The sequence below is a fragment of the Paenibacillus sp. FSL R10-2788 genome (assembly GCF_038003885.1).
GTDB lineage: Bacteria > Bacillota > Bacilli > Paenibacillales > Paenibacillaceae > Paenibacillus_AQ > Paenibacillus_AQ odorifer.
The window spans coordinates 2,472,568-2,486,173 of sequence record NZ_JBBOQA010000001.1; the positions used below are offsets into that span (position 1 = coordinate 2,472,568).

Below are 13,606 nucleotides of genomic sequence, written 5' to 3' on the forward strand. Positions count from 1 at the left end.
CCGAGAAACTGAGTTCAAATTAAAGGGGGATACCAAATTGAGAGCCGTACACTTTGGAGCGGGCAATATTGGCAGAGGATTTATTGGGCCTATGTTGTCGGACTCCGGTTACAACGTTTGTTTCGTCGGAAGAAATAAGAGTAAAATTGCCCAATTGCAAAAACGTGGGCAATATCCTGTCACCCTAGCTAACAAGAACCGGGACAGCTTTATCGTTGATAATGTTACTGCGATCAATCTGAATGATACTGAGGACGTTACTAGAGCTATAGCAGAGGCTGAAATTGTGACAACTGCAGTCGGAATATCCGCTTTAAAAGATATTGCTGAGACCATTGCGCATGGCATCGAACGAAGGCTTGAAAATAGCAGAAATCTCAACCCTCTTCATATCATTGCCTGTGAGAATGGGATTGGAAGCAGTCAGAAGTTGAAAAAATCAGTTTATCGGCATATGAAGCAATCCTTCAAGGAACTTGCTGACCGCAATGTCGCTTTTCCCAATGCGATGGTGGACCGGATTGTACCTATGCAGAAAAATACAGATTCACTTGAAATCCTCGTTGAACCCTTCAGTGAGTGGGTTATTCCCCGCAGTGGAATGATTGGTAACTACAATGAAATTAAAGGCGTCCATTATGTAGATTCGCTGGCGCCATACCTCGAACGGAAGCTATATACTGTGAATACAGGTCATTGCAGTGCAGCCTATTTTGGATACCTGGAAGGTTATACTAGCATTCAAGAAGCGATGTCTGATCCCGAAATCAGAGCTCGTGTTCACGGGGTGCTTAAGGAAACAGGGACCTTATTGGTGCATTTATATGGCTTCAAGCCCATAGAACATGACCGGTATATAGAAAAGATGATGGAACGATTCACTAACCCCAACTTTAACGATAAAATTACACGTGTCGCCCGCTCCCCGCTTCGCAAGCTTTCACCTAATGATCGACTCGTAAAACCGGCAATGCTTGCTCATGAACTTGGTTTTGAGACCTCACATTTAGTCTCAGCTATTGTTTCTGCACTTTATTTTGATTATGAAAAAGATCCAGAAGCCTTACAGCTTCAAGCGGACATCCGAAACCACGGGCTAAGTGAAGTCATTGCTACACAACTAAAAATCCCTACGGAGCATCCGCTTCATGGTCGCATTATTTTGGAGTCCAACAAATTACGCGCGAGATATCCTCATAGGACTAGAATGAAGACAGTAAACGTCAGGGGACCCTACTTTTAATATAAATTGATGGTTATAAAACTATAAAAGAGTGTTCTCTGCTGGATGGGCAAGAACACTCTTTTTATAGGTTATGAAGTTCTGTAAGTGTCCCTAATCCAATTCAATCCGCAGAACAACCGGAGTCTCACTGCGAACCGAGGTTGTTTTTATAATCAGGGCTTCATCGGTTCTTTCCCATGCAGGTTGTTCCTCAAAACCTAAGATTTTGATCTGTTTAATCATCCCATGGAAGTGAGCAGAGTTTTCTTTAAGGGATTTGATTTGCACTATACCGTTGTTTGGATAGACAAGAACAGTAGCGTAAAGATAACTGCCTTTTACCGTAAAGCGGATATCTTCATTGGTGAAAATCTTCGTGATCCCATCTGTAAACTGACCTTCAACGATCTCTGTAGGGCCTTCCCCGAAGGTGCGCCAGTAGGTCGTATCATAGATTGCTTCACCATTCACCTTTAGCCATTCTCCGATGCCAAGCAGAATCTCCTGATCCTGAGCTGGAATGCTGCCATCCGCTTTAGGGCCTATATTCAGCAGCAAGTTGCCGTTTTTGCTTACGATATCTACTAAATCTCTGATAATTTCTACGGCAGATTTATAATCATTTTCCGGTGTATAACACCATGAATTTTTAGCTACTGCTGTATCCGTTTGCCAGAAATAAGGTTTAAGCTCAGAGAAATGACCTCTCTCAATATCTGGGATCGCTGAGCCAAACATGAAGGCATCATGCTTATAATTGATTGCAACCGGAGTTCCCCATTCCTCTCCCTTGTTGTAATAGTAAGCAGCGAACTTTTTGAGATAGGGTTTGAAGGCGGCTGTGTGAATCCACCAGTCAAAGTAAAAGATTTTCGGCTGATAATTGTCTACCAGCTCGCAGCAGCGAATCAACCAATCCTCCAGAAATTCTTGATTGGGTGGGGAGCCGAATAAATCCTGATGATCGGGTTCGGGCATGGATGGCCAATAGAGATCTCCACATACAAGCGGTTCATGGATATCGGAATCAAATTCCTTGCCATGAGACAGGAAGAACCAGTGCTCAGCTCTATGGGAAGATACACAAAACTCTAATCCCTGCTGCTCAAAAGCGTCTTTCATTTCCCCGACTAAATCCCGCTTGGGACCCATCTCATATGTGTTATAGTGGGAGTAAGCGCTCTTATACATTTGAAAGCCGTCATGGTGCTCTGCAACAGGCATCACGTATTTGGCTCCAGATAATTTAAAGAGATTGGCCCATTCCTCAGCATTGAAATGCTCAGTCTTGAACAAGGGGATGAAATCCTTATAGCCAAAGGTTTTATGCTCGCCATAAGTAGCAAGATGATGTTCATATTCCCGTGAACCCTGGATATACATATTTCGGGGATACCACTCATTGGCGAAAGCCGGAATAGAATAAAGACCCCAATGAATGAAAATACCAAACTTAGCGTTCTCATACCACGTGGGCACTTGAAATTGACTTAGTGAATCCCAATCGGCTTTGAATCTTCCAGTTGCAATCGTATCTTCGATTACTTTTAAATATTTGCTTTTATCCACCATTTTGCAATCATCCTTTCAAACGTTTATTTCTTTTTCATTGTAGTGAATGGATGTGGGAATCAAAATGTAGGACATTAACTTTTAGATGTACAAAACTAACCTGATAAGGCGGAGTAAGGGATGGATAACCATGTTTTGCTTACTAATTATTTATCCAATTTAAAGGTTGATTTATTTATGGCTGATTACAATCTTTGTGGCCGTGACTGGAGAGATCTCGACTATACACCTGACTATAGCAAGTTTTATTTTATTTGCGATGGGGAGGGTTGGTTAAAGATCGGGGATCGAGAATATTATCCGAAGCCTGGTCAGCTTTTTTTGATGCCTGAGGGAGTTAAGCAATCTTATTCTTGCATAAGTGATCAACCCTTTGAGAAGTATTGGTGCCATTTCAGCGCAAAAGTCGGAGACATTAATCTATTCAAAATGTTAGAGTTAAGTCATGTGTGCAGAGAAGTAGATCCTCATGTAATCCAAGAGATTTTCAGCAGCCTAACGAGTCATATGAAATCTGATGCGGTGTATGCTCATTTATTAGCCAAAAGTAAGTTAATGGAGTTATTTTCTTATTTTATTATGAACATAGATGTAGACGAAATCACTTTTAAGAATCTAAGCTCGATCGAAAAATTAACGAAAATATTAACGTACATAGACGCCCATATCGAGCGTAATATCACCATACACGAGCTTGCCGAGATTGCGTACATGCATCCCAACTATTTTATCCGGCTATTTAAACAGCAAATCGGAGTTCCACCCATTCAGTATATCACCAGAAAAAAGATAACTAAGGCCAAGGAGCTATTGAGGGGGACGCAAAGTTCTGTCGGTGAGATTGCCCATGATCTTGGTTTTAGCGATCTCTATTATTTCTCCAAACAGTTCAAAAAAAATGTGGGTTTAAGCCCTTCGGAATTCAGACAAGGAACAGTAGCAGTGAAATAAATAAAAGAAGACCGTCCTGTGTGGTAGAAACCAACCAGAGACGGCCTTTTTTATAAGTGGAAGAGATTAGAGCAGTGAGACAGTGAAACGGAAGATGTACGGGCGATTAGCCGGCAGAGTGAACTCTTCGTGGGTTGGTGCGCCCCAGCTGTCGTCCCCGCCAACACCCATTTGCTTGTAGTTAACTCTTAGTACGCTTTTGTTCGAGACTGGCAATTTATAGACGTGATCATGGGCTTCCAATTCCTCAGGTTTCCAAGGCAGGGCATTAATCTCTATAGGCGTTGCACTTTCAAAATAGAGCCCTGATCCATCCTTGCTCTCTGTAATTGAAGCAAATCTGACATCTGTCTTGTTGCCGCACTCCTGAGGTTTGAGATAAGGCGTGAATTGTTCACTGACCTTGCCTGTATAACGTCCGAGTGGTGCCCCTGTTTGTCTATCCCAATAATTCTCATGAGGCCCGCGGCCGTACCATGATAGGGTATCAAGACTTCCATCTAGAACGAACATCATTCCGAACTCAGGGATTTCTGGCAGAACGCTGCTGCCCGGACTCAGTTCTTGCGTGATCTCTAAAGTCCCGTCAGCGCGAATCACATACTGAACCCGAAGCGTGGAATCCGGACTTGTAGCCAGAAGGTAGCTGGCAGAGACGAGACAGAGAGAGCCTTCGGTTCTAAATGTAAAGCTGATTAAGTGTTGTTTGTGCGATGCCTGCTTCCATACTGCACACCGCTGTGGCAATTTATTACCGCAATCATTATCTGTGACTGCTCTCCAGAAGTTAGGTCTTACAGGTTCTAGCAGACGTTCTTTGCCTGAGGAACGATAAGAGTTCAGAGCACCCGTAGTGGTACTAAAGCTCAGTTCGAAATTATCACCTTGTACGTTCAAAACATTCTCAAGCTCGCTGACACGCAGTGTTTCTGTGGTCCTCTTTGAGGTATTGGTTACGAAACGAGGTGACAGAATGAACTGTTCCCAAGCGATTTCGTGATTGGCTTCTACCCATATAGTTGCTGAAGGCTGAATAAAGGAAAGATTCAGAACTGCCTCATGATTGCCACGCAGTGAATCCAGCTCGTAAGGAACTTTGCATGAAGTGCTCTCACCTGGTGCACATGAGATCTTCAGTAAGCCTTCTTGCGCAGTTACTCCGTCTAAACGAACTTCCCATTTGAGATCGTATTCCTTTAAGTTGGTAAATAAGAAGGAATTGCGAATCTGGAAGAGTCCTTCTAGAATATTTTCAGCCGTTACTTTAATATTCTGATAACATTTTTTGACCTCAAAGAGCTTAGGAGTAACCGTACGATCAGCAAAAAGCAATCCGTTGCCACTAAAGTTGCCGTCATGAGGCGATTCACCAAAGTCCCCGCCATAAGCGAGATATTCAATTCCTTCGGAGGTGTGGGTCCGAATGGCTTGATCTACCCAATCCCAAATGAATGCACCTTGAACAATGTCATATTTGTCGAACAAGTCACAGTATAAGTGCAGCCCACCGCATGAATTGCCCATGGCATGACTGTATTCGCAGAGGATATAAGGCTTCTTCGGATTATTAAGCGCATATTTTTCAACATCCTGCGGTTTAATGTACATAGTAGATTCTATGTCACTTGCTGCTTCCGATTCTCTACAGTGAAAGATCCCCTCATAATGAACTGGCCGCGAAGGATCGGTTTCTCTCAGGTAGTCGTGCATAGCGATAAAATTGTCGCCTCCGAAAGATTCATTGCCGAGAGACCAAATGATGACAGAAGGGTGGTTTTTGTCCCTTTGCATCATGGAGTTGCAGCGGTCAATGACATTGGTCCGCCATTCCGGTTTGCTTCCAGGAACATTCCCGTCATTCAATCCTTCTTGGCTGTATGCCCAAGTGCCGTGCGTTTCCAGATTGGTTTCGTCAATTACATATAATCCGTATTCATCACATAACTCGTACCAGACAGACTGATTCGGGTAATGGGAGGTTCGAACGGCATTAATATTATGTGTTTTCATTAATTGGATGTCGCGCAGCATATCTTCTTTGGCTAAAGCACGACCTGTGTCACAAGAGAACTCGTGGCGATTGACGCCCTTAAGCACGATTCTTTTGCCGTTGATCTTCATAAGTCCGTCTCTAATCTCAAACTTGCGGAATCCAACCTTACAGCTGACCGTTTCTTGTGTATGCCCGTTGTCGTCATTTATAGACAGGACTAAGGTATAAAGATAAGGGGTTTCAGCACTCCATTTAAATGGCTGCTCAACCGGGGCAGAAAGCTTGAGTTGCTGGACGCCTTCTTGCTCAAAGGAACCAGTAGTGGAGATAGGAGTCTCCCAAACAGGCTGGCCATCTTTATTGTAAAGCTGCATTTGCAGTGTATATGGGCTTTGCTCGTTAAAGTAATTTTCCACCTTGATATCTACATTTAAATCCGCATGTACGAAGTTTTCATCCAGGTCGGTGTGGACGAAGTAATCAGCAATATGAACGGAAGGCGCCGAATAAAGATAGACTTCCCGAAAAATACCGCTAAGGCGCCAGAAATCCTGATCCTCTAGCCAGCTGGCATCACACCAACGATAAACCTCGACAGCTAGTTTGTTGTCCCCTGCAACTAAATATGGGGTGATATCGAACTCTGATGGAGTAAATGTATCTTCACAGTACCCGACAAGTTCACCGTTTACCCAGACGTAGAAAGCGGATTCAACACCCTGAAAGCTTAGGTACACCGGTTGACCATTCCAAGACTCAGGTACAGTAAAGGTTCGTAGATAAGAGCCTACTGGATTATATTTTGTTGGGGCAAAGGGGGCTTTAAGCTCTGGCTCGGATTCCGCCCAAGGATACCGGAGATTTGTATATTGTGGATAGTCGTAACCTTGGAACTGCCAGTGGGACGGTACAGGAATTGTATCCCAAGTACTGCAATCGAAATCGGCTTTATAGAAATCCACAATTCGTTGATCCGGTGTTTCGGAAAAAGCGAATTTCCAAAGCCCATTGAGGGTTTGGTAGAAAGGTGAGGTTTCTTTATCGTTAGTTAGCGCTTGGGATAAACTACGGTAAGGGATCATGGAGGCATGTGCATCCAATCGATTCAATTCAAAAGTCTCTGGGTTGTTATTCCATTCCGGATAACCGTTAGCAGGTGGCTGGTAGACAAACTTTGCTCGCATGAGTTGATCTCCTTTATAATCATTGTAATGTTATTATATTCATATTATAAGTTGAAGTAATGTTAGGATAAATAAAAGAATTTTAGTCCCGGATAACAAAATATGAAACGAGGACTTTTTTATGGAGAGCAAAATTATTTTTTGCCAAACAGAAGATGTAAGCATGCTGCCGCTTTATGCTACAACCCTTGGATTTTGGGAGCACCAGCCAGAAACTATACGTCCTGCAGGCTTTCCAGACTATCAAATACATCAGATTCACGAAGGTAAGGGTGAGCTTATCATTCATGAGAGCCGATATCTCGTGGGTCCAGGTGATGTGTTCTTTTTGTTCCCGGATATTCCTCATTCGTATGCCCCTATCAGTGGGAAGGAGTGGAAGGTATCATGGGTCTCGTTCAATGGCAGAGAGGTTGGTCAAATGCTGCTCTATGCGGGCATCCGCGAGTCTGGTCCTGCTAGATTAAAAGAAGATCAATGGCTCAATCCTCTAAAGCAAATCCTTATGCTGCCAGATAGCAATGAGCTGGAAACCAATTTAGCACGATCAAAACATCTTTACGCATTGCTTCTGGATTTAAAAAGAAAGCTAGTATCGCCTCTAAATGAGGCACATGAATTGGAGCGAATCAAACCGGTGCTGCGTTATATAGAGAGCAATCTGCATAGGACGCTTCCTTTAAAGGAGCTGGCGGAGATTATTTCTGTATCGCCACAGTATTTATGCAGGCTTTTTCAAAAAACAATTCATGATCGACCTGTAACCTATATCAATAAGCAACGTATCAATTTGAGTAAACAGCTTATGTTTAATGGACGCGATAAAAAAATGTATGAAATTGCCCAGCTAGTGGGCTTTGATAATGCTAGTTACTTTTGTTTGGTGTTTAAAAGATTGACAGGGATGAGTCCTGAGCAATTTAAGCAGCTGCATGGTTTGGATTAGATAAACGCTTACTTGTTACCGTCTAGCACAACATGATATAGTTTACTTGAGTTCCTGCGATGTTTTTTTTACTGCTTAGCCCATACTTTTACTGCCACAAGAATTCAATACATAGAACCAAATTAACGATCTGAAATGACGAAAAGCATCAGGAAGGAGACATCATTTTGAATGAGAAGCTAAAGCAAGCCTATGAGCGTTTGAACTTGCCTGAAGACGTTACCCGGGAGGAATTGAACAAAAGGTTAGATATTCATTTGAAACGCCGTCGATCGAATTCGACTGAAGATGAGGTCGCAGCTTATGAAGAGGAATTCCGCGCTTACAAAACCATCCTAGATGGCTTGGATCAGAAGGAGATTCAGGAAGCGGAGGACAAGCGCCTGGAGAAGTGGGGAGCCATGTCCGGCGTAGCACGTAAATCGGAGAATTTCTTTCGGCTCTACAAAACGCACACTATTATTTCTATTATCGTGCTGCTGGTAGTTATCTTTGGGGGGAAAGCGCTCTATGATCAGTGGCAGGAAAGAAAATATGAAGCTACGCTCCCACCGGTAGATGTTCGAATCATGTTCCTAGGCAACTATGAATCTCAGGACTCGTCAGGTAAGAATGAAGAGCTAAAACAAGAGATTATCAAACGTTACCCGACCTGGAAGAGAGTGGAGGCAGAAATCGTTTATCTACCCTCAACAGGTGGGACGGACGGTGGAGTCTTGGATATGAGCTATATGCAGCGGGCTATGGCGATGCTGGCAGCCGACCATCCGGATATCCTGATTATGGATGATGCTACTTTTGAATGGATTGGCCAGCAGTCGGGACTGCAAAATCTGGAGTCGTTTATTAAATCCGCAGGACTTCCTCTGGACGATAACCGTTTGAAACGTATGACTAACCCGGAGAGTGGTCAAGAGCTGATTACTGGCATAGATATCACAGATACGGATTTTGCTACAGAACTCCCTATCCATTCTAACCAGATGATCATCGGAACGTTAGGGCAAGATGACAGTAAGACTAAATCAACTGATTTTGTTGAGTTTTTACTTAAACAGATCACTAATCAATAAATTAATAGGGCCGATGTTGTATGGATGTTCATACGACATCGGCTTTTTTATGATCTGTAGAGCTTGCGGTACGCGATGGGTGTCTGGCCGACTATTTTTTTGAATACAGCGTTAAAGGAGTCGATGTCACGGTAACCAACTAGCTCGGCAATCGTATTAATTTTATGTCCAGAAGTACGCAGCAATTCACAGCTTTTATGCATTCGCAGATTCTTCAAGTAGGTCCCAAAGGACTGGCCAGTATGCTTGTGGAACATACGCTGAAGATGCCTGCTGCTCCACTGTGTAATACGGGCTAATTCGGCAAGTGTAATCTTCTCCGACAGATTATGCTCTAGGTATTGAATGACTTGCGTGAAGTCAGCCATATCCATCGTAGATTTGTCATCTTCTCCGTATTTTTGCCTGTACACTGCTATGATTAATTGACTCAGCAGGGTGTAAAGCATTGTTTTGGAGCCCATACCGGATACCGACATTTCATGATATAAATTCAGCATTAAGCGCTCAATAGAGCCATCACGATCTGAGACGGAAAAGTAAGATGAGCTGCTACTCCCAAGAGTGGCTAGGTGCTCCCGGATAGATGGCTCTTGAAGGACGATATTTAATTGCTCCACCATTTGCATATCAAAAAGGCAATTATAGACGATCAGGCGATTCCCTAAAGTATCAGAAGTTGCTGGACGGAACACATGGGGAGCACCTACAGGAATCACGAACAGCATTCCTTTTCTAACGGGAAAGATCTCATTTTCAAGGTGATGAAAACCTCTTCCTTCAGCTACATAGCAATACTCAATAAATTCATGTGCATGAAAAGGGGCATGGAAGTTCTCTGAATAGCGGTTAACCAGCAGATGCAGATCGTTTTGAAAAAAGACTTCACTTTTGAACAACTCGGTGGTTCGTTGCATGTATAATTTCCCTTCCAAATTTATGGCATGATTGCAGGGGTATGATGTCCTTTTTACCGGGTGATGAAAGCGGTAACGCAGCTATAATTATAGGGCAAAGACTAATTTGTCGCTATAGAAGGAGGTTTTTATCTATATGTTCGGCATTACTAAGCTTCGTTGTGAGTACAAAGAAAATCCGCTAGGAATTGATGTGATCAGACCTAGAATCAGTTGGCAGTTAGTTTCAGATGACAGGGACTGCATGCAGTCTGCTTATCAAATTCAAGTGGCTGAGAATATGCTTTTTCAAGGCAAGCTATGGGATACAGAGGAAGTAAAGTCTTCTCAATCGATCCATGTTGAGCTTGAAGGTCTGCTGCTGGAAGCTCGCACGCGTTATTATTATCGGGTTCGGGCATGGAATCAGAATGCAACAGACTCGGGTTGGTCTGAGGTTGCATTTTTTGAAACCGGAATATTAGATGCAGGGAATTGGCAGGCGGAGTGGATCAGCGCTCCTACAGCCTCTTTTTCACAAGATTCTGAGATTTGCCCACAGCTTCGTACATTCGTGGATGTAAAAGGTCCAGTGGAAAGTGCAAGGATTTATGTTACTGCTTTGGGCTTGTATGAACTGCAGCTGAACGGAAGTCGGGTGGGAGATCATTATTTTACTCCAGGCTGGACCAGTTACAGTAAACGGCTGCAATATCAAACTTATGATGTCACAAAGCTTCTGCATGAAGGTGCGAATGCGTTAGGCGCACTGTTAGGCAATGGCTGGTACAGAGGGTATTTGGGCTGGGATAATCAAAAGGAGATTTATGGATCAAAGACTTCACTTCTGCTGGAGCTTCATATCCGGTACGCAGACGGTTCAAATGAGCTTATTAGCTCAGATCAGAATTGGCAGGCTGCAAAAAGCGCAATTATGATGTCTGAAATTTATAATGGTGAAACCTATGATGCTCGGCTGGAGCTGGATATCACCGATCCTTCATCAGAAGGTTGGCATCCAGTGGAGATTATTAACTATTCCAAAGCGATTATCGTTGCCCAGGAAAATGTGCCAGTGACACAAGTTGAAACCTTGAAGCCGATTGCACTGCTGACTACCCCGCAGGGAGATAGAGTGCTGGACATGGGCCAGAACATGGTAGGGTGGTTAAAATTTAATGTGAAAGGTCAATCTGGTCAGGCGGTAGAACTTCAGCATGCTGAAATATTAGACCGGGACGGAAATTTCTACACGGAGAATATGCGTAAAGCGAAACAGTGCATCCGCTATACTCTGAAAGGTGGAGAGCAAGAGACGTATGAACCACACTTCACTTTCCAAGGTTTTCGGTATGTGAAGCTTAGTGGGTTCTCAGCAGATCTTCAACTAGAGGATTTCACAGGAATTGTGATGCACTCCAATATGGAACGTACGGGTGATTTTCAGTGCTCAGATCCACTTGTGAATCAACTGCATCACAATATCCTGTGGGGGCAAAAAGGGAATTTCCTCGATGTGCCCACTGATTGTCCACAGCGTGATGAGCGGCTCGGCTGGACGGGGGATGCTCAGATGTTTGTCCGCACAGCCTCTTATTTGATGAATACGGCACCATTCTTTACGAAATGGCTGCGGGATTTGAAGGCAGACCAAACCCCTGAGGGCGGCATTCCGTTTTTTATTCCAGAGCTGAGAGCAGCTCCTCCTGGCGGTGGAGATACTAACCATTCTTCTGCGGCCTGGGGAGATGCAGCTACGATCTGTCCATGGACAATCTATGAAATGTATGGCGACAAAAGGCTGCTTGCAGAGCAATACGAGAGCATGAAGCAATGGATTTCTTATATTTATGCACAGGGAAGCAATCCCTATCTATGGAATACTGGGTTTCATTTCGGCGATTGGTTGGCGCTTGATTCCAAGCCAGACAGCTATGTAGGGGCTACAGATCGGGATTATGTCGCCACCGCTTTTTATGCCTATTCTGTTTCTCTAACTTTGAAAGCGGCAATAGCCTTAGAAAAATCGGAGGACGTGGACTATTATAGTGAGCTGCACGCCAAAATTATAAAAGCATTCAGTGATGAGTTCATAACACCTGCGGGAAGGTTATCCGTCTCTACACAGACTGCACAGATATTAGCCTTACGTTTCGATCTTGTAGAAGGGGTCGCCAAAGAACGTGCAATTCAGAAGCTCACTGAGCTGCTTGCTGAAGCTAAGGATCATCTGACTACTGGATTCGTGGGCACACCTTATCTGAATCCTGTGCTCAGCGAGATTGGAAATAACGAACTCGCGTATAAGCTTCTTTTTCAAAAGGATTATCCATCCTGGCTGTATCAGGTGACGAAAGGTGCGACGACGATTTGGGAGCATTGGGATGGGATCAAGGAGGACGGCAGCTTCTGGAGTGCAGATATGAATTCTTTCAATCATTACGCCTATGGCGCAATAGGTGAATGGTTGTATCGTTACGTTTCAGGAATTGGAACAGATGAGTTGGAGCCTGGCTTCAAAATCGTTCATATCAAGCCACAGCCAGGCCCCGGTCTGGATTATGCAGAAGCTAGTCTTGAAACCATGTACGGAAAAGTGGAGTCAGCGTGGCGGCGATCAGAGGATAATGGAATGGTGATCCACGTTACGATTCCTGCCAATACCAACGGTATTGTCGTTCTGCCTAGAGCCAATCAACTAGGGTTATTAGAAAATGGAGTCCCTGTGAAGCAGTCCAGAGGCGTGCACAGCATCAGCTTGGTCGATAACGGAGTGAGACTCGAAATAGGTTCGGGCAGCTATCAATTTACGTATTCTTTATAACCTATACTAGGGGGCTTCCTAGTGTGAACTGATGTGGGTAATACGTAATGTTGTCATACACAGGACGTACTAATGTCATAAAAAATCTGAAGAATTGTCACAGAGTTCATAATAAGTATTAGGATAAATGCTTATACATCAAGGGTTTTGGGCATTTATTGCTTAGAATTTCAAATTTTCGGAAAGTGTCTTTTCATAGGAGTGAGAATCCTATCGTGTGAATATGAAATAGCACTTTCCGAATCAGAAATTTGGGGGAGTTATGAATAAAATTGGAGAAAACATTCGATTATTAAGAAAAAGAATGGGATTAACCCAAATTGACTTTTCCAAGCAAATAGATATCTCACAAGGGACTTTGAGCGATATAGAACAAGGCCATTGTAATCCCTCGGTTGAAACGGTTCTATCTATACATGAAAAGTATGGAGCCAGTTTAGAATTTATTTTAAAAGGATTTGAAGATAATCAATCAGCGAAGATTATTTTTAAAGACACAATAAGTAATGTGGAAGAGTTAATTAATGTCATGAAGATACTTTCCCATGAAGCCCAATTAGAGATTCTTGACTATGCTAAATTTAAACTAAATAGCTCCAGGAAAAATTAACGATACTCGAGTCGAGGTAATCTATTAATGATTAAATAAAGTTTTCTTAAACCATAAAATAGGAGTGGGGATAATGAATAAAAAACAACAACAAAATGTATGCTTTTCTTAGCTTCATTTTCATCGATTATGGCTAGTCAAATCATTCAATCCAACGGAAGCAATATAATGGATTTCTCGCAAGGCATATTAACTGGTATCGGATTTATGGGGATGTTGATGACCATTGTAACCATTGGAAGATATAATAGACGTAGTCAATAAAATAAACCAACGGGCATAAAAGCTCATCCGATACTGGATGGGCTTTTTTAGTATTAAATCTTTAAGAT

General features: G+C 43.1%; 10 protein-coding genes. 7 read left to right on the forward strand and 3 right to left on the reverse strand.

The window, feature by feature from the left end; genetic code table 11:
- Positions 1–37: 37 nt before the first annotated feature.
- Positions 38–1,243, forward strand: coding sequence for a mannitol-1-phosphate 5-dehydrogenase (locus NSQ50_RS10700; protein ID WP_076225162.1), 1,206 nt, complete (start codon positions 38–40; stop codon positions 1,241–1,243).
- Between the two features lie 93 nt (positions 1,244–1,336).
- Here the strand turns inward: NSQ50_RS10700 and NSQ50_RS10705 are convergent, their stop codons facing one another.
- On the reverse strand, positions 1,337–2,797 hold the full coding sequence (locus NSQ50_RS10705) for an alpha-L-fucosidase (RefSeq protein WP_076225163.1): 1,461 nt from the start codon (positions 2,795–2,797) through the stop codon (positions 1,337–1,339).
- 120 nt (positions 2,798–2,917) lie between these two features.
- Between NSQ50_RS10705 and NSQ50_RS10710 the strand changes: the two genes are divergently transcribed.
- Positions 2,918–3,748: an AraC family transcriptional regulator gene (locus NSQ50_RS10710; RefSeq protein WP_076100780.1), complete on the forward strand. Its 831-nt coding sequence runs from the start codon at positions 2,918–2,920 to the stop codon at positions 3,746–3,748.
- A 66-nt stretch (positions 3,749–3,814) separates the two neighbouring features.
- Here NSQ50_RS10710 and NSQ50_RS10715 read toward each other — a convergent pair whose 3' ends face one another.
- Positions 3,815–6,925 (reverse strand): glycoside hydrolase family 2 TIM barrel-domain containing protein, encoded by a 3,111-nt coding sequence (locus NSQ50_RS10715; RefSeq protein ID WP_076225164.1) that lies wholly within the window; start codon positions 6,923–6,925, stop codon positions 3,815–3,817.
- A 121-nt stretch (positions 6,926–7,046) separates the two neighbouring features.
- On the opposite strand from NSQ50_RS10715, the gene NSQ50_RS10720 reads away from it, so the two are divergent.
- Both NSQ50_RS10720 and NSQ50_RS10725 read left to right on the forward strand, forming a co-directional pair.
- Entirely contained in the window at positions 7,047–7,871 is an 825-nt protein-coding gene (locus tag NSQ50_RS10720; protein WP_036689725.1) for an AraC family transcriptional regulator, read from the forward strand.
- Positions 7,872–8,038: 167 nt separating this feature from the next.
- Positions 8,039–8,944, forward strand: coding sequence for a hypothetical protein (locus NSQ50_RS10725; RefSeq protein WP_036689727.1), 906 nt, complete (start codon positions 8,039–8,041; stop codon positions 8,942–8,944).
- 47 nt (positions 8,945–8,991) lie between these two features.
- On the opposite strand, the gene NSQ50_RS10730 is transcribed toward NSQ50_RS10725, so the two are convergent.
- Positions 8,992–9,861 (reverse strand): AraC family transcriptional regulator, encoded by an 870-nt coding sequence (locus NSQ50_RS10730; protein ID WP_036689729.1) that lies wholly within the window; start codon positions 9,859–9,861, stop codon positions 8,992–8,994.
- 136 nt (positions 9,862–9,997) lie between these two features.
- Between NSQ50_RS10730 and NSQ50_RS10735 the strand changes: the two genes are divergently transcribed.
- The 3 genes from NSQ50_RS10735 to NSQ50_RS10745 all read left to right on the forward strand — a co-directional run bounded on the left by NSQ50_RS10735 (position 9,998) and on the right by NSQ50_RS10745 (position 13,538).
- Entirely contained in the window at positions 9,998–12,664 is a 2,667-nt protein-coding gene (locus tag NSQ50_RS10735) for a family 78 glycoside hydrolase catalytic domain (RefSeq protein WP_076225165.1), read from the forward strand.
- A 262-nt stretch (positions 12,665–12,926) separates the two neighbouring features.
- Complete coding sequence (locus NSQ50_RS10740; RefSeq protein WP_076179489.1) at positions 12,927–13,274, forward strand: helix-turn-helix domain-containing protein; 348 nt, start codon at positions 12,927–12,929, stop codon at positions 13,272–13,274.
- A 129-nt stretch (positions 13,275–13,403) separates the two neighbouring features.
- The gene (locus NSQ50_RS10745; protein ID WP_340901314.1) at positions 13,404–13,538 is read left to right on the forward strand and encodes a hypothetical protein; all 135 of its coding nucleotides are present in this window, start codon (positions 13,404–13,406) and stop codon (positions 13,536–13,538) included.
- Positions 13,539–13,606 lie beyond the last annotated feature (68 nt).